Annotated in this window: 24 protein-coding genes; 13 read left to right on the forward strand and 11 right to left on the reverse strand. The window is 68.9% G+C overall.

The genetic code is table 11. The annotated features are described in order from the left end of the window. Positions 1-41 precede the first annotated feature (41 nt). From AB0B01_RS12380 to AB0B01_RS12390, 3 genes are all read right to left on the reverse strand, one after another. Entirely contained in the window at positions 42-254 is a 213-nt protein-coding gene (locus AB0B01_RS12380) for a hypothetical protein (protein WP_361716413.1), read from the reverse strand. Between the two features lie 245 nt (positions 255-499). Further along, positions 500-754 carry a WhiB family transcriptional regulator gene (locus tag AB0B01_RS12385; RefSeq protein ID WP_361716416.1) on the reverse strand — a complete coding sequence of 85 codons (255 nt, stop codon included), beginning with the start codon at positions 752-754 and terminating at the stop codon, positions 500-502. Positions 755-1,502: 748 nt separating this feature from the next. Then, positions 1,503-1,886: a hypothetical protein gene (locus AB0B01_RS12390; RefSeq protein ID WP_361716419.1), complete on the reverse strand. Its 384-nt coding sequence runs from the start codon at positions 1,884-1,886 to the stop codon at positions 1,503-1,505. 230 nt (positions 1,887-2,116) lie between these two features. Between AB0B01_RS12390 and AB0B01_RS12395 the strand changes: the two genes are divergently transcribed. From AB0B01_RS12395 to AB0B01_RS12410, 4 genes are all read left to right on the forward strand, one after another. Next, complete coding sequence (locus AB0B01_RS12395; protein WP_361716422.1) at positions 2,117-2,662, forward strand: UTRA domain-containing protein; 546 nt, start codon at positions 2,117-2,119, stop codon at positions 2,660-2,662. A gap of 3 nt (positions 2,663-2,665) precedes the next feature. Beyond that, complete coding sequence (locus AB0B01_RS12400) at positions 2,666-3,430, forward strand: GntR family transcriptional regulator (RefSeq protein ID WP_361716425.1); 765 nt, start codon at positions 2,666-2,668, stop codon at positions 3,428-3,430. Positions 3,431-3,694: 264 nt separating this feature from the next. After that, entirely contained in the window at positions 3,695-4,732 is a 1,038-nt protein-coding gene (locus AB0B01_RS12405) for an AAA family ATPase (protein WP_361716427.1), read from the forward strand. Further along, complete coding sequence (locus tag AB0B01_RS12410; protein WP_361716430.1) at positions 4,729-5,298, forward strand: guanylate kinase; 570 nt, start codon at positions 4,729-4,731, stop codon at positions 5,296-5,298. The genes AB0B01_RS12405 and AB0B01_RS12410 overlap by 4 nt, the downstream gene beginning before the upstream one ends. A gap of 7 nt (positions 5,299-5,305) precedes the next feature. Here AB0B01_RS12410 and AB0B01_RS12415 read toward each other — a convergent pair whose 3' ends face one another. Next, complete coding sequence (locus tag AB0B01_RS12415) at positions 5,306-6,145, reverse strand: DUF1932 domain-containing protein (protein ID WP_361716433.1); 840 nt, start codon at positions 6,143-6,145, stop codon at positions 5,306-5,308. Between the two features lie 4 nt (positions 6,146-6,149). After that, the gene (locus AB0B01_RS12420; protein WP_361716437.1) at positions 6,150-6,800 is read right to left on the reverse strand and encodes an HAD family hydrolase; all 651 of its coding nucleotides are present in this window, start codon (positions 6,798-6,800) and stop codon (positions 6,150-6,152) included. A gap of 114 nt (positions 6,801-6,914) precedes the next feature. Between AB0B01_RS12420 and AB0B01_RS12425 the strand changes: the two genes are divergently transcribed. From AB0B01_RS12425 to AB0B01_RS12450, 6 genes are all read left to right on the forward strand, one after another. Next, a complete protein-coding gene (locus AB0B01_RS12425; protein WP_361716440.1) occupies positions 6,915-7,220 on the forward strand; it encodes a helix-turn-helix transcriptional regulator in 306 nt (101 codons plus the stop codon). Between the two features lie 709 nt (positions 7,221-7,929). Further along, a complete protein-coding gene (locus AB0B01_RS12430; RefSeq protein WP_361716443.1) occupies positions 7,930-9,411 on the forward strand; it encodes a transcriptional regulator in 1,482 nt (493 codons plus the stop codon). 9 nt (positions 9,412-9,420) lie between these two features. After that, positions 9,421-10,317 carry a DciA family protein gene (locus AB0B01_RS12435; protein ID WP_361716446.1) on the forward strand — a complete coding sequence of 299 codons (897 nt, stop codon included), beginning with the start codon at positions 9,421-9,423 and terminating at the stop codon, positions 10,315-10,317. A gap of 91 nt (positions 10,318-10,408) precedes the next feature. Further along, positions 10,409-11,932, forward strand: a complete 1,524-nt coding sequence (locus AB0B01_RS12440) for an RNA-guided endonuclease TnpB family protein (RefSeq protein WP_361716448.1) — start codon at positions 10,409-10,411, stop codon at positions 11,930-11,932. A 1,065-nt stretch (positions 11,933-12,997) separates the two neighbouring features. Next, positions 12,998-13,687, forward strand: a complete 690-nt coding sequence (locus tag AB0B01_RS12445; RefSeq protein ID WP_361716451.1) for a hypothetical protein — start codon at positions 12,998-13,000, stop codon at positions 13,685-13,687. 295 nt (positions 13,688-13,982) lie between these two features. Further along, positions 13,983-16,787 carry a double-stranded RNA binding motif domain-containing protein gene (locus AB0B01_RS12450; protein WP_361716454.1) on the forward strand — a complete coding sequence of 935 codons (2,805 nt, stop codon included), beginning with the start codon at positions 13,983-13,985 and terminating at the stop codon, positions 16,785-16,787. A gap of 310 nt (positions 16,788-17,097) precedes the next feature. Here the strand turns inward: AB0B01_RS12450 and AB0B01_RS12455 are convergent, their stop codons facing one another. From AB0B01_RS12455 to AB0B01_RS12470, 4 genes are all read right to left on the reverse strand, one after another. Then, complete coding sequence (locus AB0B01_RS12455; protein ID WP_361716457.1) at positions 17,098-17,526, reverse strand: hypothetical protein; 429 nt, start codon at positions 17,524-17,526, stop codon at positions 17,098-17,100. Between the two features lie 163 nt (positions 17,527-17,689). After that, positions 17,690-18,100 carry a hypothetical protein gene (locus AB0B01_RS12460; RefSeq protein WP_361716460.1) on the reverse strand — a complete coding sequence of 137 codons (411 nt, stop codon included), beginning with the start codon at positions 18,098-18,100 and terminating at the stop codon, positions 17,690-17,692. Continuing rightward, a complete protein-coding gene (locus tag AB0B01_RS12465; protein WP_361716463.1) occupies positions 18,097-18,846 on the reverse strand; it encodes a hypothetical protein in 750 nt (249 codons plus the stop codon). Before AB0B01_RS12465 ends, AB0B01_RS12460 begins: the two co-directional genes overlap by 4 nt. A 193-nt stretch (positions 18,847-19,039) precedes the next feature. Further along, positions 19,040-19,759 (reverse strand): HNH endonuclease family protein, encoded by a 720-nt coding sequence (locus AB0B01_RS12470; protein ID WP_361716466.1) that lies wholly within the window; start codon positions 19,757-19,759, stop codon positions 19,040-19,042. 326 nt (positions 19,760-20,085) lie between these two features. On the opposite strand from AB0B01_RS12470, the gene AB0B01_RS12475 reads away from it, so the two are divergent. The 3 genes from AB0B01_RS12475 to AB0B01_RS12485 are packed head-to-tail and all read left to right on the forward strand — an operon-like array spanning position 20,086 to position 22,564. Then, a complete protein-coding gene (locus tag AB0B01_RS12475) occupies positions 20,086-20,316 on the forward strand; it encodes a hypothetical protein (RefSeq protein ID WP_361716469.1) in 231 nt (76 codons plus the stop codon). Then, positions 20,313-20,894 (forward strand): sigma-70 family RNA polymerase sigma factor, encoded by a 582-nt coding sequence (locus AB0B01_RS12480; RefSeq protein ID WP_361716472.1) that lies wholly within the window; start codon positions 20,313-20,315, stop codon positions 20,892-20,894. Before AB0B01_RS12475 ends, AB0B01_RS12480 begins: the two co-directional genes overlap by 4 nt. Continuing rightward, positions 20,891-22,564, forward strand: a complete 1,674-nt coding sequence (locus AB0B01_RS12485; RefSeq protein WP_361716475.1) for an IclR family transcriptional regulator C-terminal domain-containing protein — start codon at positions 20,891-20,893, stop codon at positions 22,562-22,564. Before AB0B01_RS12480 ends, AB0B01_RS12485 begins: the two co-directional genes overlap by 4 nt. 81 nt (positions 22,565-22,645) lie before the next feature. Here the strand turns inward: AB0B01_RS12485 and AB0B01_RS12490 are convergent, their stop codons facing one another. Continuing rightward, positions 22,646-23,656 (reverse strand): ATP-dependent DNA ligase, encoded by a 1,011-nt coding sequence (locus AB0B01_RS12490; protein WP_361716478.1) that lies wholly within the window; start codon positions 23,654-23,656, stop codon positions 22,646-22,648. 18 nt (positions 23,657-23,674) lie between these two features. Next, the gene (locus tag AB0B01_RS12495) at positions 23,675-24,691 is read right to left on the reverse strand and encodes a Ku protein (protein ID WP_361716481.1); all 1,017 of its coding nucleotides are present in this window, start codon (positions 24,689-24,691) and stop codon (positions 23,675-23,677) included. Positions 24,692-24,784: the final 93 nt, after the last annotated feature.

Genomic DNA, 24,784 nt, shown 5'->3' on the forward strand with positions numbered 1-24,784 from the left:
GGGTCCCGGGCCGGGGCCCGGGGCCACGGGCAGGCGGCAGGTCACCGGCTGCTGCTGGCGGGCTGGTCGTTGCTGGCGTTCTGCACGGCCACGGAGATGCCGTTGCCGAGGCCGTCGATCGCGCCGGAGAGCGGCGAGGTGGCCAGGGCGTAGCCGCAGATGAGCGCGGAGAGCATGACGCCAGCGCGGATGTCGGCCCGCCAGAACAGCCAGGTCGCGCCGCCGGCGAGCAGGAACACGGGGATGCTGATCATGAGGTCCTCCAGGGAAGGGGGGTGGTGGTGCTCTCCAGCCGCGGGGGCCGAGCGAGCGGGGGAAGCCAGTGCTCCTGCGCTCACCACCGCCACCGGACCGTTCGGGCCGGTGGCGACTGGGCAACGCGGGACGCAGTGCGAAGTCAGCGGGCCAGAAGCACCGCGACGATGACGATGAGCGGGGTTGCCATGCCGAGCAGGTAGAGGAACTTCATGTCTCCTCCTTCCGGGAGCGGTTGAGGGGATCAGGCGGCGTTGCGGGCCCGGTTGCGGGCCGCCCGCCGCTTCATCGCGCGGCGCTCGTCCTCGGAGAGGCCGCCCCACACGCCGTCGTTCTGGCCGACCTCCAGCGCCCACTGGAGGCAGTGCTCCATGACCGGGCAGCGGCGGCAGACCGCCTTGGCCTCCTCGATCTGCAGGAGCGCCGGGCCGGTGTTGCCGATGGGGAAGAACAACTCGGGGTCCTCTTCGCGGCAGACCGCGTTGTGGCGCCAGTCCACCGAGGTCACTTCCCCTGCCGGACGCGGCGCAGGGCCTCGTCCATGTCCGTGTCGGAGTCGCCGTTGTTCCGTGCGATGCTGATCTGCATCAGGGCCTCCATACAGGTCCTGGACAGCCCCGGGGGCCTCATCCCTGGGGCTGTCGCGTTGGTAGAGCCGGTGTCCACCGCGCTCTCCACCGCCCACCGAACGACCCGAAGGCCGGGCGGCGGGCGACTGGGCAGCGCGAGGCTGCAATACAGGGGGCGCGGCCTCTGCCGCCGCGCTGCTCGCCTTGTGTGCTGAGAGGGAGGACGAGGTTCCCTCAGTCCCGACGCGGCTCCTCGCCTCGGCTGGGACCGGGTTCCGAGGGTCTGGGAGCGTGTCGCGTCGTTCTTTTACGTCGTGTGGATGTCAGCCCTCCGGGCTCTCCATCAGTAATGAGCACCTGGCAGGTGTTACCGCCACCAGGTCGCCAAACTGCAGCGCCTGACGGGTCATCGCACGTGCCGACTGCCATCACCAGCGGTAATGGCGCCACACGACGGGTTTCCACTCACCCCCGGCCGGTGTGGTCACGGCCAGGACTGCGGTGGTGGATCACGCTGTTGAGTTCTCAAAGACCGGCCGCTGCCTTTCCCTCCCGCTTTCGCGTTCAGGTCCGGGCGGATGGTGTCGGGGCCGCTTTCGGCTCCCATATCCGGCGCCGCCAGAGGGCGGTTCCGGGTGAAGGAGCCGGGTCCGAAGACCCGGCGTGGTGCGGGGAGGATCAGGCCGCGAGCGGCAGGTGCGCCGCAGCGGCCGGCCGCCGCGTAATGCGCAGCTGCGCGGCGTAGGGGAGGAGCACGTCGACCAGGCGCTCACAGACGAGCGCGGTGACGGTCGGGTCGGTGGCGGCGATGTCGCGGGCAGCGAGCATCCGGTTCTCGCGGGCCTCGATCGCGGCGATGGCGGCGGTGATGTCCAGGCCGTCCAGCCGCTCGTGGGGCAGGGGGCCGGCCTCGTACATCTCCAGCGGCGTGCCGAAGGCGACGTCCAGGTCCAGGTCAGCGAAGGCCGGGAGCGGCACCTCGACCGCCTCCAGGAGGGCGAGCGTCTCGGCGTCGAAGTGCTCGGTGGCGAGGCTGGCGGCGGGGCGGCGGGTGACGTTCATGGGGTGGAGCTCCTTTCGGTAGGGGTCCGCTAGATGACGGGACACATGTCGTTCAGGTGCGCGAAGGCACGCGGAACGAGCGCCTTCCGGCGGCCTGCCCCTTGCGGGTCGACCTGCATGAGACCATAAGGCCATAAGCCTTAAGGCGGCAAGCCTTACGGTGGCCGTACTGGTTCGAGCCGCAGGGCATTAGGGTTCTGAGACAGGCCAGCCGACGGAGAGGAATGAGCGTGAGCAGCGACGACTCGTGGATCGGGGACGGCAAGCCGTACCTCACGCCACGCCGGGACGGAGGAGGCGACGCCTGGAGTTCGGAGGCCGCCGCCCGAGGGCATCGAGGCACCCAGCGACTGCTCACGGTCGAAGAAGTTGATCCCCCCAGCGCCGTGCGCGACTTCTTCCAGATGACCCCGGAGGAGAAGGCCGTGGTCCGCCGCCGACTGATCCTGCTTGATGACGAGCCGGTCGAGCTCGCCGACTCCTACTACCCGGCGCGCTTCGCACGCGGAACGGAGCTCGCCAAACGCGGAAAGATCCGGGGTGGCACCATCACGCTTCTGGCGACCATGGGGCTCATCCCGGAGGACAGTCCGCTCGAGGATGCCGCCGCCGAGATCGCCTCCCCCAGCCAGTGCGAAGCGCTGGACTTGCGACCGGGCACTCCCGTCCTGATCTTGACGCGCTTCACCCGATCCACCAACGGAGAGCCCATGGAGGTGAGCGTCATGACGATGACGCGACACCTCCGCTACCGACAGAGGAAGGAGGCGAGCTAACGAATGGCGAGGCCGTTTACAGACCTGCGGTCGGCTCACCAAAAGATCGCGGCACGACTGCGGCGGCAGATCACACGGGGAGACCTGCGACCGGGAGACCAGCTGCCTTCGACGCCAGCCTTGATGGAGGAGTACAGCGTTGCCGGCACCACGGTGCAAAAGGCGCTGCAGATGCTCAAGGAAGAGCAGCTCCTGGTCGGACAGCCGGGCAAAGGCGTCTTCGTACAGGGCGGCACCCAGCGATCCATTGCCCCTGAGGTCTACATGCCTCCTGCGGGCGAAGGACAGCCGTACCGATGGATCAGCGAGGCCGAGAAGCGCTCCCAGCGAGGGTCGGTGAGTCTGCTGGAAGTCGAGACCATCACGCCGCCATACGAGGTCCGTCAAGCTCTCGGCCTCGACGACGACGGCCAGGCCCTGCTCCGCAAGCAGATCCTGCTCTTGGACGACGAGCCCACGGAACTGACTCACTCGTACTACCCGCTTGAGCTCGCGGAGGGGACGGCCATGATGGAGCGCCGGAAGATCAAGGGCGGCACACCGACCCTGCTCGCCAGCCTCGGCTACCCGCCCGTCTCGTTCATCGACGAGGTCTCCTCGGAGATTCCCACCGAGGAGGAAGTCGTCGCACTTGAGCTGCCGAAAGACATGCCGGTGATGATGACGTTCCGCGTCGTGCACTCGAACCACGAGCGCCCGATCGAGGTATCCCTGCTGGCCAAGGCCGCCCACCGGTACCGCATGCGATACACCGTCAAGGTGTCCTGACTGAGCACGGTCCTTCCCTCCGGGGCGGGACCCTTCACGCAAGACCTTAAGCGTGAGAGCCTTAAGGCGATAGCCTGATGTGAAGCTCGTCCGTTCCACCGTGCTGTGCCCCCTCAACGCATCGCTTTGTGGGGGCAATCACACCGGCGGCGGCCGAAACGGAACATCACAGCGGCTTGTCGAAACCCGTACGCACTGTCATTCACGGGTTTTCAACATCCGCGTACACACGGGATTTGGGGGCTGCGGCCTAGGCTCGCGGGCATGACGATGACGGAGGGGCAGAGGGTGAGGAAGCAGCGAGCAGGGTGGAGGCCGGACCGGCTGCTTGAGCAGCGGGAGGCGCACGGGCTCACCCTGGAGAAGGCCGGCGAACGGCTCCGGGAAGTCGCTGAGCAGGCCAACCTAAAGGGCATCCCCGCGGCGAATCCTCAGACCTTGTGGCAGCACGAGCAAGGCGAGGTCTACCCGGGACCGCACTACCGGCGCGCCTATTGCCTCCTCTACCGAGCCACCGAGCCCGACCTTGGCTTCAGGGCCGCCCTGCCCGGTGAGGAATCGTCCTTCAAGCTCACGCCCATGGATGACCGCCTCAACGGCGCGCACGTCCTGGCTGTCGAGCGAGCAATTCATCGGATCGCGCCGGGCAGCGACGAGGCCGATCACTTCAATCTGCAGCAGCGCATCATCGACGCCTGGAAGCGCAGGCACACCGGCGGCGATCCGCACCGCCCCGTCCTGATCCTGGTCGGCGGGTACGCTGGCAGCGGCAAGACCGAACTCGCAAGGTTCTTCGTCCAACTCACGGGCTGGCCGCTTCTCGACAAGGACCCGCTCACCCGCCCGCTGGTGGAGGGTCTCCTTGTCGCGCTGGGCGGAGACGCGAACGACCGGCACACCGACCTCTACCGCGAGAAGGTCCGGCCGGTGGAGTACGACTGCCTGATGCAGTCGGCCATGGCCAACATCAAGTGCGGCATCTCCACGGTGCTCACCGCGCCGTTCATTGCCGAGATGACCGACCCGGCCTGGATGCAGCGCCTGGCCAACCGGGCAGGCTCGATGGGAGTAGACGTCTTCCCCGTGTGGGTGCGCTGCGACGAAGAGTCGATGCGCGAGTACATCGGATTCCGTTCCGCGGCCCGGGACGCGTGGAAGCTCCAGCGGTGGGACGAGTACATGGCCACGATCGACCTCGACCTGCGCCCGGCCGTGCCGCACCTGGTCGTCGACAACCGGCTGGGGACCGCGGTGACGCTGGCGGACCAGGCCCGGCAGGCGATGGGGGCGATGTACGCGTGAACCCGAAGCAGGGCGTGATCCTGTACGGCCCGCCGGCGTCGGGCAAGGACACCGTCACCGCCGCGCTCACCGAGCTGAACTCGAAGTACTCACAGTTCGCACGGCTCAAGGTCGGGACGGGCAAGGCCGCCGGCTACCGGATGGGCACAGCGGAGCTGCTGCACGAGCTGGAGGCCGCAGGCGGCGTCATCTACGCGAACTCCCGGTACGGCAACACGTACGCGATCGACCGGCCCGGCGTCGACGCGGCGTTCGCGGCCGGGGTGCCCGTGGTGCACCTCGGGCAGGTCAACGGCATCCGCGCGCTGGTCGACGGCTACCGGGCCGACTGGTCAGTGGTGCTGCTGTGGTGCCCGCGCGAGGTGACCGAGCAGCGGTCGGCAGGACGCGGCGACAGCGACACCGCGGCGCGCCTGGCGGCGTGGGACGCAACCCTCGAGGATCTGGACACGCACCCGGGTACGACCTGGGACCTGACTGTCGACACCACTGCGGCGGCCCCGCAGGACGCAGCGCGGCTCATCGACCAGCTGCTGGCGCAGCGAGCGGGAGCGGCGACGGCATGAGCGCGGCCTACGGCTGGGCAAGTCGGTCCAGGGCGTCGGTGAGCCTGAGCTCGCTGTCGTCCTTGACGTCGTTCCACCGTGCCAGCGTGGACGCGGCCGCGCGCAGCATCTCCGGTGGAAGGCCGGCAGCCGCGAGCGCGTCGGCGGCTTCTTCCAACTCGGGGCCCCAGCGCCACGCGCGGGCTGCCGTCTTGGCGACGTACTGCGGCTCGGACAGGTACGAGTCGGTGCGCTTCGAGGCGACCTCGATGAGCTCCTGGTCGACGCCGTGCTCGCGCGCCATCCCGACCGCGAGCGCCACCAGCACCCGCGAGGTCTTCTGGAACGCGGCGTACGACAGCTTCAGCGCGGATGCCTTCCCCACCTCCGTGCCCAGCACTGCGGCCTGGATCGCGGTGCCCGCGAACAGCGCCTCGATGCGGGCGGTCGCGTCAGCGGGCCCGGACAGATACAGGGTCGGCGTCCTGCCGCCGACCGGCGGGGAGCCGACGACGCCGCCGTCCACAACGGTCGCGGCCGGTGCAAGCAGGGCGGCGATCCGCTGCGTCCGCACGGGGTTGATGGCGTTCGCCTCCACGTACACCCCGGCGAAGCGGTGCCCGGCGACATCGCGAGCCAGGTCTTCGGCAGCAGCCGGCGGGCAGAGGCTGATGACGATGTCGCTACGGTCCAACAGCTCGGCCATCGTGGCCACGGGCGTCAGCCCGAAGTGGGCTGCGCGCTCTATGGACGCGGTGCTGCGCCCGGTCTCGCACCACAGGACCGCGGCCGCGTTGGTCGCGGCACAGGCGGCGACGGCGGCGCCCATGCTGCCGGGGTGGAGGATGCCGGCGGTCGGCTGGTCCACGGTGCTACTCCCAGGTCTCGTTGAGCAGGATGGTGATGGCGTCGGTGACATCGTCGACGACGTGGTGCGCGGCGGGGGTCCCGTCGGGCCATGGCCGGCCGCGCAGCCAGATGGTGCGCAGGCCGGCCTGGTGTCCGCCGCCGATGTCTCCGGCCGGGTTGTCGCCGATCATCCAGCCGCCGTCCGCGAGGCTGACGCCGCACTGGGTGGCCGCGAGTTCGAAGAGGCGCCGGTCCGGCTTGCGGATCTCCAGGTCGCCCGAGGCGGCGACGCCGTCGACCAGGGAGGCAAGGCCGGTCCCGGCGAGTTTGGCGCGCTGGATGTCGCCAGCCCCATTGGTGATGATGCCGATCGTCCAGGCGGCCGCGCGCAGGCGGGCCAGACCCTCGAGGACCTCGGGGCGGCAGGTGACGGCGGCCGACATGAGGTCGACGTACTCCTGCCACAGGTCCGCGGCCGACGCCTCCAGGTCGAAGGCGTCCCGCAGCCGGGCGAAGTCGTTAACGGTCGCGCGGTCGGCCAGCTGGAGGCGCAGCCACTGTTCGACGTCCGGGGAGAGCGCGCGGGAGCGGCACAGGCATGTCAACGCGTCGCTGAGGGCCGACTGTCGGTCGGCCAGCGTGCCGTCCAGATCGAAAAGCGCGAGTCGGTGCACGGTCCCGGACCCTACCGGGCGTCGGGCGCAGCGCCGTTCACGGCAGCAGCGCACCCCCACCTGAGATCAAATGGTGTATGTTTCAGGGATCGATCGATCATGGGAGCCTGCGCTATGTCCGACCCGGACCGCCTGAAGCGGGTTGATGCCCTGCTGGACGGCCTGGACGACGTCCTGCCGCCGCCGCGCGTGCGCGCTCAACTGCGCCTCGCTGCGAACCTCACGCAGCAGGACGTCGCGGACGCAGTGGGCGTGAAGCGCCTCGCCGTAGTTCGTTGGGAGTTGGGAAAGAGCACTCCCCGGCGTCCGCAGCGCGATGTCTACATTCACCTGCTCAAGCGGCTCGCGGAGCGTTTCCCCGAGGCTGCCGAGCTGAATGAGGGCACGCCGACGCCGACCTCCGAAGGGGGGTCGGGATGACCTAGTGGCCATCGACCGCGCGCGCCAAGAAGCGGATTTACCACCCGCTGGCCTCGCGCGGCCCGTCTACCGACCGGATTAACCACCCGTGTCGGCTGCTCAAGTCCCGGTTGCAGCCGGTCCTGAGCTGCGGCTTATCAAGCCGCTCATCTGTATCCGGCCCCTCATCAGGGCCACTTGCACCACCGGCCACTCACCACGGCCACCACAGCCGCGTCAGCACCGGCTGCGCGCGCCTCACCGCACCGCCCCCACCACAGGGGCTCTGCGACTCAGCTCCACCGGGACGAGAGGAGAGACCTCCCCAGCCGTTCGGTGTCTACCCGCTCCTCCCGGAGGGGGCTGTCACCTACATCCACTCGCCGACCAGTCCGCTCGCGGACTGTGTCGGGTTGGCTATGGAAGTTGGTGTCCTCGTCATAGTGCACGATCTGGTGTCCCCTGAAAAGTCGACCAGTGCCCGTTTCGTCTTGTTTAGGGCGTTGTCAAGCGCCTGCTTGATCAGATTCACAGGACCTCGCGACGCGAGGCGAACCGGGTTCACGGTGGTCTCGCCCTCGGGGCGCATCCCGTCCGGCGGGACGTGCTTCAAGATTTCTGCCTGCCGGGCGGGAGCGAGCCGGGTCCTCGCCGCTTCCCGGACTCTGTCCACAGGCTGCCTGCGCAAGGCTGCCGAGATGATCTCCATCTCGTACCTTCGGGCGGGCCGGTGAGCGCCGTGGCGGCGCCGGCCGCCGTGATGCTGCCCGCTCCGCGCGGTGCCGTCGATGACGCCGACGCGGTCGCCGTGATGCCCGAGCTGTTCGTGGCCGCGGCGTCGCAGTGGCTGTCGACGTCGTCGGGCCGGATTGCGGGCGAGGGCTACAGCTGGATGCAGGCGGTCCACTGGGTCGCCGGGTCCGGGCTCTACAACCCGCGGCGGCACCGGTCGCACGGCCCGCGCTCTTTCGGGCAGACGACCGTGCGAGTCGCCCAGGAACTCGCCGCGCTGTCGCCGTGCCGTCCGGGCATCAAGTACCTAATGCGCCGCGTCGGCCTGTCCGAGCGGGCGGTCCAGGACCACCTGCGCATCCTGCGGGAGACCGGGCTGCTCGCCTGGATCGTCAAGGGCACGCGGGTAGCCGGCGACGGCGGCCAGGCGTCGGAGTTCGCTCGGATGGTCCCGGTGGAGTTCGACGTCGCGCTGGGGATCCGGACGGTGCAGCGGGACGAGGACGCTCCGGCGTACACGCGGGCGGTGTCTGGGATCGCGGAGTCCGGCCGGGAGCTGATCGCGAAGCTGGCGAAGAAGGCATCCCGGAAGGTGCGCAAGCCGCGGTCGAAGACGTCCTCGAGGACCCCGGCGAGGGCTGCTGGTGAGGGTGCTGATCGGGGCGTTGTGACGGCTGTTTCCGGTGAGGCCCGTTGCACCCCAATGCAGGTGGGTACCTCAGGTCTTCCCTCTGCCGGCACTACTTCGCTTCCCTCTGAGAGCAAGCTCACCAGTGGGGAAGCCCAGTTCTCCACCCCGAAGATGTCCAAGGGCAAGGTCGGCGGTCGCCGGGGCCTGAACGCGGTCGGCCGACGTTTCCAACTGGCTAGTGAGCTGGTCCGCCAGGTGCCGTGGATGGGCCGGGCCTCGGTGCCTCGGATCGCCTGGATTCTCAGCGAGGTCGCGGACGCCGGCTGGAGCGCCGACGAGGTCATCGCGTTCCTTGACCTGGGCGACGCCCCGGAGCGGGTGCACCGCCCGTCGGGCTTCCTCGCCGGGCGGCTGAAAGGTGCCGTAGCCCTGTGGCCGCACGCCGAGGGCCGAGCCCGCGCCGTCCAGGCGTACCGGGACTCCCGCCGCGCCGAGCAGACCCGCCACCAGGAGTGGGAGGGCCGCTGGCAGGCCCCGCGCAGCGAGTCGGTCCGCCGCCTGGTGGCCGCGGCATTCATCCCCCGTCAGGAGCAGCCGATGGACACCACGCAGGGCGAGGTCCTGCCCGCCGAGACCAGCATCGACGACCTCGCGGCGGAGGAGGTGGCGGAGCTGCGGGCGACGGCCTGGGGCGAGTTCATGCGCGGCGAGACCACGCTCATCACCTCCACGGTCGACGCGTTCGGGCGACTCGCCGCCGAGCGGCTCTACGGCGCTGACCTGGTGCAGCGCGCACTTCGCTTCACGAGCGGCAGCCGCAGCTCGCTGATGACCCTGGGACACCGGTAGGAGGCCACGATGACCGAGACGATCACCCACACCCAGCAGGACCAGGAGCAGCCCGTGGCGGCCGCCGGGAAGCTTTCCGGGGTCGACCTGGCCCGGGTCGCGCTGCACCAGGCCCGGGAGGCCGCCAAGGCCCGCGGCGCATCAAGCGGGGCCCGGAAGGCGAGGCGCAGTGTCCGCACCTCGGCCTCGCGGCGTGACGGGCGCGAGGTCACCGGTTTCGGAGCTGTGCTCCAGGGCCTGATGGCCGACCGGGCCTGGGACATCCCGACCGCCGGCGGCAGCATTCTGGACCGGTGGCCGGACATTGCGGCCGCCGTCTCCCCGCACCTGGCCGCGCACGTCACGGCGACGGCGTTCCACACGGAGACCGGGCAGCTGGACCTGCGCCCCGACTCTCCCGCGTACGCCACCCAGCTCCGCCTGCTCAACGCCCGGATCATCGCCGCAGCCAACGATGCGGCCGGCACGCAGGCGGTACGGACCATCCGGGTCCTGGCCGTCGGCCAGACCACGGTGCCGGAGCCCCGTCCGGCCGCTCCGGCATCCTCAGCAGCCGCCGTGCCCGCGGCTCCGGAGCGGACCCGGGACATGGCCGCCGCCGGCTTTCACCGGGCGCTCGCCGCGCACCAGGCCGTCCCGCGCACTCGAGGCGTGCCGCTGGACATCGCGGAGGCAGCCGCGCGGCAGGCCCGCGTGCTGCGCGAGTTCAGCCAGTGGGCGTTCCCCGACCCGGAGAAGCACGCCGACGACCAGCCGGCACCGATCAACGCCACGGTCCAGCAGCGGCGCCGCGAGTTTGCCGCCACGGAGACCGCGGCCCTGAACCGGGCCCGAGCCGAGCGCGCCCAGCGGTCCGGGGTGGCGGTCATGCTTCCACATGCGGCTCCGCTGCGGTCCTCCGCGTGATCCGGGTTGAGACGCGAGCCGCATTGTCAGTGGGGTGCCTTACATTCGGCTACGGCTCGTCATCCGTAGGTAATGGGGGGGGAGGTTCAGCGTGCAGGTGGAGGTTCTCCGGGCTTACCGGTTCGCGCTGGATCCCACTTCCGCCCAGGTGGAGGTGTTGCAGAGGCATGCGGGAGCGGCCCGGTGGGCGTTCAACCACGCGCTCGGGATGAAGAAGGCCGCGCATGAGCTGTGGCGGCATGAAGTCCAGCAGCTTGTCGCGACTGGCACCCCGGAGGATCAGGCCCGTAAGAAGGTGCGGATCCCGATCCCGTCGAAGCCTGCGATCCAGAAACACCTCAACCGGATTAAAGGCGACTCGCGGACCGGTGGGCTGCCGGAGAACGTGCACGGGCCGGAGCGGCCCTGCCCGTGGTGGCACGAGGTGAACACGTACGCTTTCCAGTCCGCGTTTACCGACGCCGACCGTGCCTGGACCAACTGGTTAGCATCGCTCACCGGAAAGCGAGCCAGCCGAAAGGTGGGCTACCCCCGATTCAAGAAGAAGGGCCGCAGCCGCGACGCTTTCCGCCTCCACCACGACGTGAAGAAGCCCGGCATCCGGCTGGCCACCCACCGGCGACTGCGCCTTCCGGCGATCGGCGAGGTCCGCCTGCACGAATCTGCGAAACGTCTGAGCCGCCTGATCGGCCGCCAACAAGCCGTCATCCAGTCCGTCACCGTCTCCCGAGGCGGCCACCGCTGGTACGCCTCCGTCCTGTGCAAAGTGACCACCACCCTCCCCACCCCCACCCGACGCCAGGCAGCGGCCGGGATCGTGGGAGTCGACCTCGGGGTCAAACACCTCGCCGTCCTCTCCGCACCGCTCAACACCGATAACCCCGGCAGCGCGTTCGTCGAGAACCCCCGCCACCTTCGGACCGCCGAAAAGCGGCTGCGCAAGGCGCAGCAAGCATTCGCCCGGACCCGGAAGGGATCTGCCCGCCGGGACAAGGCCGGACAGCGTGTGGGTCGCCTTCACCACGAAGTCGCCGAACGGCGCGCCACGGCCATCCACCGTGTGACGAAGCAGCTCGCGGCTGGCTTCGCCACCATCGCCGTTGAGGACCTGAGCGTGGTCGGCATGACGGCCAGTGCCCGCGGCACGGTCAAGGCCCCCGGTCGCAACGTGCGCCAGAAGGCCGGCCTCAACCGCTCCGTTCTCGACGCCGCCCCAAGCGAGTTCCGCCGACAGCTCGCCTACAAGACCCTCTGGTACGGCTCGGTCCTGGCGGTTCTGGACCGGTGGTACCCCTCCAGCAAGACCTGCTCGAACTGCGGATGGCAAAGCCCACGCCTGACGCTCGCCAACAGGACCTTCCGCTGTGACACCTGCAAGCTGGTGATCGACCGGGACCTCAACGCCGCCCGAAACATCGCGCAGCACGCCGTCCCAGCAGCACGACAACTCGCCCCCGGTACAGGGGAGAGTCAAAACGCCCGCCGAGCCCCGATAAGACCAGACGGCCATCAGGCCGCATGGCACGAGGCAAAGAAGCGGGAAGACACCAGGCCACCCAGCCCGGTGCCACCCCAGCGGAGCAACTCGCTGGCGTTCCCGACCGCACAGCACTAAGCCACACTCTTCTAGACCTCACTGGTCACGAAGGATGCGGTCCATGCGGGTACGGACGACCTCACGGCCACCACAGCTGACCGATGGCTACGGCCACATGATTACGAAGCTCCGCCAACGGTGGCCGCGGCCACCCCCGCCGTGCCGGTGGAGCGTCGGACGCCGCCGGAGGGCTACCGCCGTGCGATCGAGGCGCACCGCCAGGCCGCGCCCCGGCCCCGGGTGGACCCGGCCATCGCGCAGGCGGTGGAGAGGCAGACCACCGGGACGCGCGAACTTAGCCACAGCGCCTTCCCCAACGATGAGGTATCACCACAGGGGCGCTCGGCATGCCTGGGGGTGAACGAGGCGGGGCCGCCCACTCGTTGAGTGTTTGGGCCCCGGGGCCGTCATGGGCGCCTTCGGCGTCACCTCTCGACGCGCGCTGCGCACCCATGACCGCCCCCCACGGCCCTGTGCTCTATCGGGCAGGACCTTAGTTGCGGCGGCCCCGTCGCGAGAGCGTCCGGACACTGGCTAGTGGCGCTGCGCCCACCAGATAGCCCCCGCTACGACGGCGCTACCGGCAGCGGTGGCGAGACCGCGAACGAAGCTGTGGCCCGCCGTTCGCACGAGCCGCCGCCAGCCGCGCTGTCGGCGCGGTCGGCGACTGCCGCGGTCGGGGTAGCCCGTCGGACGTGAGCTGCGAGTCTTGGGTCGGCGGGGCCGACTCGACTGGGCGCGGTCAGGCGCCGTAGGGTCGGTAGAAGTGCTGATGGCTTTCTCCAGTCCATGACTTGCGCGGAGGCTGTTCGGGACTACGTGATGAGCGGCCCCCCGTTGGAGCGGGGGGCCGCACCCGTTTTCGCCTCCTGATGCATGCGGATGCTCGGAACTACGTGCGACGGCAACCTGTTGGAGCAGGGGTCTCCCAGAGTCGGCGAACAGGTCAACAACTCGCAGCGGGAGAGGCCGCTTTGCCGTCATGAAGAACCCTACGGAGAGCACGCGGGCCTCCTACAGTGGTGAGAGATGTCGCGAGACATCGTTGACAGGATGAACCTCTGGGAATGAGAGGCAGGTCACATGCCTGCGCGTTGGAGCCCGGTCGACCCCTCTCAGAGCGAACTGGAGGCCTTCGCGTCCGACCTGCGAAAACTCGGGAGGGGTAAGGCCTCCGTCGCGTACATCGCGGATTCGGAACCACGGGTCTCTCGGGCTGCCCTCTACGCAGCCCTGTCCGGACGGAGACTCCCCAAGCGGAAGACCGTCTCGACGCTGCTGCGGTGGTGGATTCCCACGCCGCCAGTCCGTACCGATGGAGGAGAACCTGACTGGGAGTGGATCTACGGCATAAAGGACTCCGAGACGGCAGCCGTCGCATCCAACTGGATGGAGCGGCATTCGGCTCTGCTCGACCAACGGCAAGCGTGGCCGGCGAACCGCAGAGCTCCCGTACTGATTGCCGTACCTCCGGAGCAACAGCGGTTCATCGAGAAACTGCGCGAGACGCTGGAGAAGTACAACCTGTTGGACGGCGTCTGGGACTGGGACGACTACGAGCAGGAGTTCGCCACCATCGTCAGCGCGCACAACGTCGAGCGGTACCTCACGGGCAGAGCCATACCGACGGACGACACCATCAGCCGCCGTCTCCTGTACTACGTTCCCGATGCGCAGATGGGAGGCGTGCTGTTCGACCTCGTGAGGTTGGCGCAGGACGCGCGCAGAGCCCGGGTCCGCAGTCGCCGCTTGGCACGGGGCACCGCGACCTGAGAACTGTGGTGCCAGGTGGGCAGCGGGTGCCACGCGCGGACATCGCCGACGACTCGATGTGCGGACGAAACTTGGCCGTCACCGTCACCGTCACCGTTACCGTCCCCGCGGCGTCGGCGTGGGCGCACGTGAAGTCGACCACGCCTCTGTGCGCCGGTCGAGCTGTCGCAACCGCCTGCCGGAGATCGTGTTGGAGATCTAACCTGGTCGGGGCCACGCGAGCCCGCCTCTGCCGATGGCAGCCAGCTGAGGGGACGGGGCCCCGGCATGGGCCGGTCTGGGGGGAAGGAACGGCATGAACGAATGGGTCGGGATCGTTGCGCTGCGCGAGACGGTACCGCCGACTCCTGTCCACAAGATCGCGTTGGCCATCGAGCTCGCGCGGACGCGCACGGCGTACAGCCTCGCTGGGGTGGCTGTTCCCTACCCGCGGATGCGGTCACTGCTGCGGCGGGTAGGGCAGCGGTACGCCCAGCGGGCGCAGTGGGACCGGTGGGCGTACTGCGTGGACCTGGCCGGGGCGTTCTTCAACGGTCTTGAGGCGCCGCAGACGCTCCCGCGCTGGTTGACCGTCGAGCTGCGCGACATCCTCGCTGTGCAAGGCCGGCGAGCTGCTGACCGGGCAGGATCCAGGCAAGGGCCGCTGCGCAACCAGGCATCGGCGGTTTCCCGGCCCAGTGCGGGAACAGGCACCCGTCAGCGCCCCGCCGACCATTCCTCCCGGGCTTTGCGGCCTCAACGAATGCTGACTCCGTGCGATGTGTCGTACCGGCCACTGCCCGCTCCCCCCGAGGAACTGGGGGCGGTGCCCGGTGCGACAGTGTGCGCGGAGATCCAACGGGCCGTACGGGGCTGGTACCCCGGACCCGGGGCAACCGCTTGGCTGGGATTGGCGGGTGAGCACCGCAGCCATCTCTACGAGCGCCGCCTGACCGAAGCCGTGACGCCGCAGGTACTCGGACTCCTCGACCGGCTAGGCGCCACCATGCTCGATGTCGCCCTGATCGACGGATACACGCGTCAGGTCCGCCCGGAGAAGGCCGGACAGCAGTCCGCGGCCCACTCTGTCCGCCGCCGGGCTGCCGAGGTTGCCCTTGGCCAGTGGGTTGCCAGCCGCCAGCTGGCACGTCTCGGCGCTGGCGAAGCCCTCTCTCCTGCGGCATCGGTGTTCGAGAGCGTCGGCCGGCAGATCCTGGGCGCCCTGAGTCTCCTGAACGAACACGAGACGGCCGTCCGTCTGGTCTCCGGGCTCTACCCAGCAGCCCAGCGTCCCTTGGACGGATCGTCCGATCCGGTGGCCGACCCCGTGTCGATCGCGGACTCCGTCTTCCGCAACGAGGGACTGACCTACGAATTCGAAGCCGAAGGTCCCGATCACCAGAAGGTGTTCCACGCCACCGCCCGGACGCGATCCGGCCGCACCGCCCACGGCACAGGAAACTCGAAGAAGACGGCCCGCCTGGCCGCAGCGCAGCTGCTTCTGGACGGGCTGCCGCAGCAACACCAGAGGCCACCCGCACCTCGCCGCGATCGCTCGCTACAGGACCCGCTGCCTTACCCGTACCCAGCCGCGGACCACCGAGATGCCGTCCAGGACCTGGCCGACATGTTCGAGCTTCCCCGGCAGGCGGACGGGCTCCTCGCCCAGGCCCTTACCCATGCCTCATGGGCCCACGAGAACCAGGCCGCCGTCGCCGCCTCGCATCAGCGTGACCATCAGCTCCTCGCCCACCACGGGTCGCTCGTCATCACGCACCTCGCCGCCCACGCGCGAGTCCACCACGTCCTTGCCCAAGGCCTTACTCCTGATGACGACGATGGTCGCTTTCATACCCCTTCGGATGACCAGACCGCCCTGCTCGGGACATCACTCGCCCTCAGCTCCGGACTCCTCGCCAGCCGGGGCCAAACTGCCAATAGCCGCACAGCCGTCTCCGATGCCGCGCAGGCCGTGGTCGCAGCTGCCTGGCGCACCTGGGGGCCTCGTCTTCTGGAACGTCGGCCTGAAGTCCTCGACACCTGGATCAATGCGCTGGAACACCAGCATGATCCGTCCACCGCACTCCATAAGACCCTGGTTCCCTACGGCGCAGCGTGCACGTACGAGTACCGCATCTCCGGCGAAGACCACCTCCGGGCGTACCAAGCCACCGCCGTCCTGCAGGACGCTGCAGGACGCGAATACCGGTGGACTGCAACCCCCGACCGTCGGCTGGGCAAGACCGACGCCGCCAAGGCCACCGCCCAGGAGATCCTCGACGTGTTCGCCGCACCTGGCGATGTAGAGCAGTTCGAGGAGCTCACTCCGGAGCAGCACGGACTGCTCCGCTACTTGCTCCAGGCGCAGCTCGACGGGCCTGGACCCAGCACGGAGCGACAGGTCACCCAGATCACGGCGCGTGGGGACTTGGGCGCCGATTTGCTCATCACAGGCGACATCGACGCGTTCCGGTTGTGGGCGGAGCGCGCCCAGGCCGTGCTCGGAACAGGAAATGTAGGGGAGCAGGACGCGGCAGCCAGCCTGTATCGGCGGGTACTGAAGATTTCCCGGACGGGGCCGCGGTCGCTTCTGAGCCGTATGGCGGCCGGCCAAGGTGACGACGCGAGCTTGCCTGCCGTCCGCCAGCACGCGGCCGCCGTCGTACGACGGGTACTGACCGCCGAGACGCGGACATCTTCGGTCCGCGAGACGCTTCAAGACTGGTGGACGGAAGCCGCCGACCATCTCAGCATTTCGGTCCATGACGGACTGCGTGCCGGTCCCTTTGTCCCGGCTCCAGTACAGCTCGCCGTCCTGAGCGAAGCGCTGCGCTGGTGCTCAGGCGCGGCCAGCGCAGCCCAGACCTCGGTCGAGGTTGAACTGACCGCGCAGGACGACACCCTGCATCTCTGGATTGGGATGCCTGGCGTGGAAGTCAGGTCGGCCTGCGACGGCTTCGCCCGGCTGGTGACCCGCACCCTGCCGTACGTCGACTGCCTGACCGCAGACGACCACATGCTCCTCCGGCTCTACCCTTGGCCAAAGCTCCAGAACGTCACTGGACTGGCGGCAGCGGGACTCCATGCATATCTGCAATGTTGCGGAGTCGGAGAGCGGTAGCTCATCTCAGGGATGTTGTATGGCGATGCCCGTTCCGAAAGCTGTGCCGCTGATGGGTCCGCGGTGCCGGAACAGGCGGGGCGAGATGGACGCGAACCAGTGGCTGACCGGAGTTCCAGCGGGCAGGCGGCCACAGCTGACTGCTGCTAAGGGCTGTCCCGTAATCCCCGGTGGATCAGCGCGCGGCGTCGGATGCGGTGCATCGCAAGGCGGAGGAGCGTCCTCATACTGGGCGTATCCGGGCGTTCCGACAACGCGGCGAGGTGCCGTAGCCGGCGTCGTGCGCCCGCCGGGGATTACGGGACAGCCCTTAGGTGCAGGATGCAGAGGGCGGCATGACATCAATCGCCGCATGCCAATCCCGTAGGACATCCTGTGGCAACTCTCCGGGCGAGAACAGGCGGGCGGCCTCGGGGTTGGTCGCCACAGATCGGTCAGGGAAGCGTTGCAGGTAACCACGCGCAGCAAGCCGCGCAGCGAGATTTTCGAGTCCGTCCGGCGAGCGGTCGGGCACGCTGGCCAGCGCCATGAGAATCGCGATGTTGGTGGTGTGATCAAGTAGCTTCGCGTCCTCCTGCCCGATTGCCACTTCGTAGAGGGCGCCGAGCTCTTCAGGGTGGCGGAAGAGGGCGGAGGCCACTGCTCGGCGAACGCCCAGGATGAGCCCGGCCAGGTCGCCATCACGCAGCGGTTGGTATAGCCACCGGTCGTCTGCGGGGATGTCGTGCCGGTTCGGCATTGGGCCGTGAAGGCGGTTGTACTGCTGTTGTGCATCGTGCTTGCGGGTTCGGTGCGTGGTGCGGGTCGCCCCTACGCGAGGCCCCGTCACGTAGGTGCACGGCTGCCCCGTGCAGCTGTGGCACGTGGGGCAGACGACAGTAATTGGCTGGCTGGCTTGCACTTCACTCCAAGAGGTTGGTTTCAAAGAACGCACTTTGCGTCCAGTCGGAAGCGGGCTGGCCGTCGAAGGCAGCCTCTACCCGGTAGGGCCTCAGGAACGAGGCGTCATGCGTGATGTCGAACCGGCGGAGCTCGGCTGCGTCGTGGTCACGGACGTCCGATGCGTCGTGGACGGAGCAGTGCTGGGCGAGCCAGCGGTCGGCAGCCTCGAACGGGCCGTAGTAGCCGTATGCGTTGACGTATCCGGCGGAGCCGAGCTGGAATTCGCGTACGCCGAGTACTTGCCCGTTCTCGATCGGGTTCCGGCAGCGGTCGCCCTTCGTGGTGCGAGCGACACACTGCAGCGCGTGGGCGTCACCCTTGGGGTTCACCCAGAGACGGTCGTGGAGGACGACAAGCTGATTTCCGTTCACCTTGTCTCGTTCACCCGGGTGCAGAGGTGTGCGGAGGGGCAGGTGCCGCACCCCTTCTCTTGAGCCAGTTCAGCGACGGCTTCAAAAAGCTGGCGGGCGCGTCCGACCGATTCGATGCCCTCGTGCTTCGCGAACTCTTCAGGGAGCGGTTCGGTACCCCGGGACATGTGCGTTCTGATGAACGCCAATGCTGCGAACTCGTCGGTGGGTAGATCGCCCGGGCGGGCGGGGATGCAGGTCGACGGCACGAGTACGTCCTCGGCGGTTCCGTGGAGGATCCACGGGTCTCCGGGCCGCTGCGGCGGCTGGCTGACGATGCGGACCAGCGGAACGCCGTCAGCGGCTTCCTCCACCAGGAACGCGCCGACGGAGTGCAGTCGGTGCAGGCTCTCTCGGACGCCATCGCCGCTGGAGTCGGCGCCCATCAGGGCAGCGATCTCCTCCATGGGGATGAGCGCGGCATGCTCGTCGTCGCCTTTGCTGATCGGGATGACGCCCTCGTCGAGAGCCATGTCGAGCTGCACCGCTTGCATGGGAATCAGCCCGCGGTAGAGAGGCCGCAAGCGCGCAAAGCGTCTCATCAGGTCGACCGCGTCCTTGTCGAGGCGCGAGTCGACAGCGGCTGCGTCGGCCGTAAAGTCGGATCCGATGTTGAGCCACTCGTCGTAGCCGGGGGGCTGCAACTGCTGCAGCGTGTACGTCTGACTCCGCTCGCGTCGCGGCTTGCCAGGCTTCCTTCTGCCCATGGGTGATTCTCCTGATCTAGGTGAATGGGCCGGCGCTGACCGGGGCAGCACGCGCGCATGGGACTCGCGCCGGCTCAAGAGGTGATCGTCTCGGAAGGTGTTAACGCGGCGGCCAGCGTCGATCGGGGAGCCACGAGGCCGCATAGTCACAGAGCCGGAGCGTGGCGGCCTGCACAGCGCACCTACGGCCGGGTCAGGGGGCGGTCCCGTAGACAACGGTGGTGTTGGGGCAGTCTTCGGCGAGGCCGAGGAGGGCCTGGCGCTCGGCGTCGTCGGCCGCGAGGTTCCAGCGGAGCTTGGTGCCGACCCAGGTGGCGGCGTAGGTGCAGTGGTACGAGCCGTCCGACGGCAGCCACTGCGCCGGATCCTTGTCGCTTTTGCTCCTGTTGGAGGCAGCGGAGACCGCGATCAGGGTGTCCGGGGACGCCTGGTCGTTCGCATACGCCTCGCGGCGCGCCGCGTCCCAGGCGTAGCCACCGGAGTCGTGTACTTCGGCCAGAGGTACGAAATGATCAACGTCCAACCGGGCGGCGTCGGTGACGACGAGGTTGTCGTAGGGGCTGCGCCAGGATCCGCCGGTCAGCTTGCACCCGGCTGCTACCTGGGGCGCGACCACCGCTTCGTTCAGGATGACCTCTTTGCGGGTGTCGCAGCCGTCTGAGCTGTTCAGCCCGCGGTTCCAGTGCTTGTAAAGGTCCCGCTTGTAGCCGGCGCGCTGTTCGTCGGCGAGGGGGATCTGGTCGATCGCATCGAAGAGCGGGATGGGGGCGCGGAGCCCGGCGGTGCCCGGTGCGGCCGCCGCGGCGGCTGTGCGGGACGGTTCGGCATGGGCTCCGGGCGTGCCGGCGGTAAGGAGGGGAAGTGCGGCGAGGGTGAGCGCGGGCAGGCCACGGAGCATCAGGTTCTTGATCACGCTCGGGTTGTAGCGACCGCGGAAATCCGTGCCCAGCCCGAGAGCTGCTGTTTCACCCGGCTGGGGGGCCGGATTCACCGCGGAAACGATCTCTCAAGTGGGCGCGGTGTCATATCACCGCTGAGGGGCGTGCGCGGGCGCGTGGGGGGCGCGCAGGGAAGCGGATGCGCCCGCTCCAGAAGTTTTGCCGGAGATGCCCTGAACGTTCGCCAGGTCGGTCCGCTTGTCTGATGAGTAGGAGCTGCTTCGGGTGGCTCCTCGGCTGCCGACTGGGGAGGCACGCCTGGATCACCGCCTGTAGACCGTCTGGAAGGACTTCCTGCTCCGTGGACATCACCGAACCGCTCGCTCTGGCGCTGATAGGGGCAACTGCCGTGCGTGTGTTCGCCCCTGACGTGGCGCGAGGTCTTCGTCGCCTGCTGGGGGCGGGGGTGCGGGTGGGCGCCGCCGAACTCACTGCGGGCCGCAGCCTGGCGGCCGGTCACCTGGACCGGCCGCGTGACATGCCGAGTGCCGGCCTGAACGGGGCCGGGGAGCAGCCGTGGGGGAGTTCATGACCGACACCGAGGACGACCCGTTCGGTGAGCAGGCCGTCGACGTCGAGCTTGCCGGGGTCATGCCGGTGGAGTTTGTTGCGTTCCACTCGCAGAACCACCTGGCCTTTTTGCACTACGCGCAGTGGGAGCTTGGCGACGGCAAGGTCGCCGCGGCTGTCGTCGAGGATGTGTTCACGTTCCTGCTGCAGGTATGGCCGGAGGCGCTCCAGGAAGCGAGTCTCCCGGGGTTCGCCTGGTCGCAGCTGCGGGAGCATGTCGCACGTTACAAAGCTGCCGAAGTTGTTCCGGTCGCGCTGGTGAAGACCGCCCAGTTCGCGGCGCTGCGGCGTGCTTCCCGCCGCCGGCTGAAGGCGCAGCAGGTGTCCACGCTCGGTCTGTACGAGGCGATCGCCGAGCTGCCCGAGCGGCACTACGACGTCGTGCTGCTGACGTTCGTCCTGGAGCTGGAGCGGAGGCAGGTCGCACAGCTGATGGGTATCTCCCCGACCACAGTGCGCTCGCACATCTACACCGCCCGCCGCACGCTTGCCGAAAAGATCAATTTGGACTGGACTCCCGGAGAGGAGAAGGACCTGTGAACGACACAACCGGCAATCCCGCCGGATCGCCGAGTGAAGTTGACGACGAGGCTCTCCTGGCCGCCGACGTCTTCACCGGCGACTACGCCTCCTACGACGAGACGGAGGCGCGCCGCCGTATCGCCCTGCGCGTCGTCGGTCACCGCAAGGGCGCGGCGGCGCGGCGCCCCGCCGGTGGTGCCCTGACGTACGGCGTTGCCGCGGCTGGTTCCCGAGTTCCGCCGAGCCGGGCGGAACGTCAGTTGGTGCTGGACGCGGCTTGCCACGTGCGGGCCGCTCGCGCCCTCGACCAGCTCGCCCGTGACCTGGTCGACAGCTCGGAGTTCACGCGGGTCGCCCTGGACGCGGAGGCCTGGCCATACAGCCGGCCCTCGGCCCTTTTGTTCGCGAGCCTGCTGCATCTGTCTGGCCGGATGGAGGGCGCCCAGTTCTGGTTCCAGTACGCCGCCGGCGCCGGCTCGGCCACCGCTGCCCGGGCCCTTTACCTCCTGCACCTGTCCCGCGCCGAGGTCACCATCGCCCACCACTGGCAAGAGCAGACCACCAGCCCCACCAACGACGTCGAGACGGGCCTGCCGGCGCTGCCGCCGATCCCCGAGGACCTGGAATCCCCCCTGGGCGCCTCCGTCATCTGGTCCTCGCCACCCATCTCCACCACCGACCTGGCCGCTCACCCGCCCACCGACACCAAGGCCCTGCGTCAGTTCCCGCCGCCGCTGCACCGTGCGATGACCGCCCTCGTCCCCCGTGAGGACATCGCCCTCGGCGAGGTCTACAGGACCACCAGCCAACTCGCCTCCGCCCTGGCCCGCTGCGCCCGTCTGGCCCCGGCCGGGCTGACCGCCGACGCCAAGCAGGGAGCGCGGATCGCCCGCCGGGCTCCCCGGCGGCCGACCTGCTCCAGCCTGGACGCAGCCCACCGGGCCCTGCGTGTCCTCGAAGTCGTCCACCGCCACATCGGCGGTGTCCGCCTCACCCAGATCACGCGGGAGACCGGCTTGGGCCAGCTCCACCTCAACCAGGCCCTGCAGCAACTCGTCCGAGCCCAGCTCGCCACCCCCATCACCCCCGGTGTGTACGCCGCCGGCTCCGCCCTGCAGCTCGCGGCCACCGACCGCGACCGCATGGGGGAGCTCCGCGACACCCTCGGATACCTGCGCGACGCAGTCGGAGCGGCCGTCTACGTCGCCAGCTACACCGAAGGCGACGTCTCTATCACCCAGTACGCCGACGGCCCGCGTACCCCGGCCGTGCACGAGTGGGTCGACTTCCGCGAAGCCGCCCACGCCTCCGCCGTTGGCAAGGCCCTTCTTGCCCAACTCGGCCCGGACGAGCGCCTCGACCACCTCAAGCGATACCGCATGGAGCAATTCACCCCCCACACCATTACCAACCGAGAGATCCTCTTCGACGAACTCGACGACCGCGGCCCCGGACAGCCCCTCCTCGACCTGCAGGAGTACACCCTCGGCACCGTCTGCGCGGCTGTCCCCATCGGCACCGGCACCGAACCCCAATGCGTGGCGCTGTCCCTGCCTACCCCGGACCCGGACCGCCTCCAGCAAGCAGCCCGCGTCCTGCGCAACGAAGCCGTCGCCGTCGTCCTCGCCCTCCTGGTCGCCGGCGAGGATCTCCGCACATCAGCCGGACCGGCCGCAGGCCGCCGCTGAACTCAAACGCCGCCGCCCCGCGGGGCGCGCTACTTGTAAGGGCGCCCCCGCCGACCCATCACTTTGCTCACTGTGATCGGCTCACCTTGCGGCCCCATCTGTCCATGTCCCGAAGGTGGGCGCTTCCTGGGTCGTCATGTCCAGTCGGAGTCGGCGCAGCCTTACCGCGTGGCGATAGACACCGCCGCGGTCGACGGCCGTGTCGGCACTGATCTCCGCAACGAGCTCAGGACGAACGAGGGTCACCTCCAGCAAGTCCCGGCTGCCCCAGGCCGCGGTGAACCGCATGCCCGTCCAGGGATGTTCCGGGCCGGCTTCGGCCAGGCTGCCAGCGACGAGGCGCGCCGCGTCGGGACGTAGGGGCACGGTTCGTCCGACGGGGTGGAGATGTCCAGCCTCGTCGTTGCGGCCCAGCAGGAGAAGGTGCGGTCGGATCAGCGTGCCTGTGATGGCACCGATGATCGCCTCGGTCGTGTCGCGGCGCCGGAGTTTGTACCAACCTCTGTAGCCTGGCCGGTAGGGAGGGTGCATGGGCTTGACCACGATGCCTTCCAATCCTGAAACCTCGGTCCAGGACTCCAGCCACTGCTGTGCCTTCACCAGGTCGGTGGTCATCGGACACAGCGTCCATGGCGCGGCGAGCCGGTGCATGGTGAAGAGGTTCTCCAGTCGCAGGCGACGCTGCCGGTAGGGCTGGCGAAGCAGTTCGGTCCCGTCCAGCTGCAGAATGTCGAAGGCGATGAAGAAGGCGGGCAGGGACGTCGCGAGCGCGGCGGCGGTGCGGCCGCGGGAGCCGGCACGGCGTTGCAGGCCGTCGAAGGACAAGCGGCCGGCTGCGGTGTCCCAGGCGACGACCTCCCCATCGAGGACCAGGCCGTCGGGCAGCTGCTCGGCGGCGGCCCGAAGGTCGGGAAACCGGTCCTGGATGTACTTGCCCTGGCGGGTCTGAAGGACCAGGCCGCTGTCTGTGAATGCCAGAGCCCGGTAGCCGTCAAACTTCTGCTCGAACGCGAGCTCGCCCAGCGAGCCTGGGCCAGGCACCGACTCCACGGCCTGCGCCAGCATCGGCTCCACCGGTGGGCGCAGCACCATCTTGGCCTCCAACGACGGTTATGTCCGGGACGAGGCCAGAGCCTTCAGGAGGTCGTTGCGGGACATCTGCGAGCGGCCGGGGAGGTTGGCTGCGGCGGCCTTCTTGTAGAGGTCGGCCTTCGACAGCTCGCTCAGGTCCTCCTTGGGTGCGGAGCGGATCCGCTTCTTCGGGGGAGGGTTCTTGGCGGCCGCTTTCGAGGACGTGGCCTTGCCGCCGGTGCCCTTCGGGCTGCCTGCGCGTTCGACGCTTGCGCGCAGGGCCTCCATCAGGTCGACCACCCCGGTCGGCTGCGCGGCGGGTTCGGCCTTCTCCACGGTCTCGCCGGCCTTCTTCGCCTCGATGAGGGCGGCGACCTTCTCCTGGAACGTGTCGTGGAACTCTTCGGGGTCCCAGGTCATGCTCATCGCGCCGATGAGTTGCTCAGCCATCTTCAGTTCCTTCTCGGACGCCTTCGCCTTCCCGGGGAGGGTGTCGATCTCCGCTTGCGGGTCCCGGATCTCGTCCGCCCAGTGCAGGGTGTGCAGGGTGAGGAGGCCGTTCTCGGCCTTGAGGGCGACGAGGTACTCGTGCTGGCGCATCACGAATGTGGCGATGCCAGCCTTGCCGGTCTTGGCCAGGGCCTGCTCCAGCAGGCTGTAGACCTTCCCGTACTCGGAGCTGCGCGGGCCGAGGTAGTAGGTCTTGTCGAAGAAGATCGGGTCCACCTCCGCCAAGTGGACGAACCCGGCGATCTCCAGCGAGCGGGAGCGGCCCGGGGCGATGTCGTCCAGCTCCTTCGGCTCGACCAGGACGTACTCGTCGCCGGTGTCGTAGCCCTTCACGATGTCGTCGAGCTGTACCTCGTCGCCGGTTCTCTCATTGACGCGGCGGTTGCGGATGCGGTCGGAGGTGCCGCGCTGGAGCTGATGGAAGTGAATCGTGTGGCTGTCGGTAGCCGTGTAGAGGCCCACGGGCAGGCTGACCAGCCCGAATGACAGGTTTCCGGCCCAGACGGGACGCGCCACGGCCATCACCTCCTCCAGTCGCCCCCTCATCCAGTGCACGGCGCCTACCCGGGCAGCACCATCCGAGCTGTCAGCCTCCCGGTCTGCCGAACGGGTCACGAACCGGAGCGCCGACTTCCCTTC

The sequence above is a fragment of the Streptomyces sp. NPDC044571 genome (genome assembly GCF_040647115.1).
Classification (GTDB): Bacteria; Actinomycetota; Actinomycetes; order Streptomycetales; family Streptomycetaceae; genus Streptomyces.

What these genes read in the sequence shown, in the direction of transcription:
- AB0B01_RS12390 (WP_361716419.1), bottom strand. Translation starts at nt 1,886, where the DNA reads ATGAACGTCACCCGCCGCCCCGCCGCCAGCCTCGCCACCGAGCACTTC.
- AB0B01_RS12405 (WP_361716427.1), top strand. Translation starts at nt 3,695, where the DNA reads ATGACGATGACGGAGGGGCAGAGGGTGAGGAAGCAGCGAGCAGGGTGG.
- AB0B01_RS12455 (WP_361716457.1), bottom strand. Translation starts at nt 17,526, where the DNA reads ATGCCGAACCGGCACGACATCCCCGCAGACGACCGGTGGCTATACCAA.
- AB0B01_RS12450 (WP_361716454.1), top strand. Translation starts at nt 13,983, where the DNA reads ATGAACGAATGGGTCGGGATCGTTGCGCTGCGCGAGACGGTACCGCCG.
- AB0B01_RS12380 (WP_361716413.1), bottom strand. Translation starts at nt 254, where the DNA reads ATGATCAGCATCCCCGTGTTCCTGCTCGCCGGCGGCGCGACCTGGCTG.
- AB0B01_RS12400 (WP_361716425.1), top strand. Translation starts at nt 2,666, where the DNA reads ATGGCGAGGCCGTTTACAGACCTGCGGTCGGCTCACCAAAAGATCGCG.
- AB0B01_RS12425 (WP_361716440.1), top strand. Translation starts at nt 6,915, where the DNA reads ATGTCCGACCCGGACCGCCTGAAGCGGGTTGATGCCCTGCTGGACGGC.
- AB0B01_RS12445 (WP_361716451.1), top strand. Translation starts at nt 12,998, where the DNA reads ATGCCTGCGCGTTGGAGCCCGGTCGACCCCTCTCAGAGCGAACTGGAG.
- AB0B01_RS12480 (WP_361716472.1), top strand. Translation starts at nt 20,313, where the DNA reads ATGACCGACACCGAGGACGACCCGTTCGGTGAGCAGGCCGTCGACGTC.
- AB0B01_RS12490 (WP_361716478.1), bottom strand. Translation starts at nt 23,656, where the DNA reads ATGGTGCTGCGCCCACCGGTGGAGCCGATGCTGGCGCAGGCCGTGGAG.
- AB0B01_RS12495 (WP_361716481.1), bottom strand. Translation starts at nt 24,691, where the DNA reads ATGAGGGGGCGACTGGAGGAGGTGATGGCCGTGGCGCGTCCCGTCTGG.
- AB0B01_RS12435 (WP_361716446.1), top strand. Translation starts at nt 9,421, where the DNA reads ATGACCGAGACGATCACCCACACCCAGCAGGACCAGGAGCAGCCCGTG.
- AB0B01_RS12465 (WP_361716463.1), bottom strand. Translation starts at nt 18,846, where the DNA reads ATGGGCAGAAGGAAGCCTGGCAAGCCGCGACGCGAGCGGAGTCAGACG.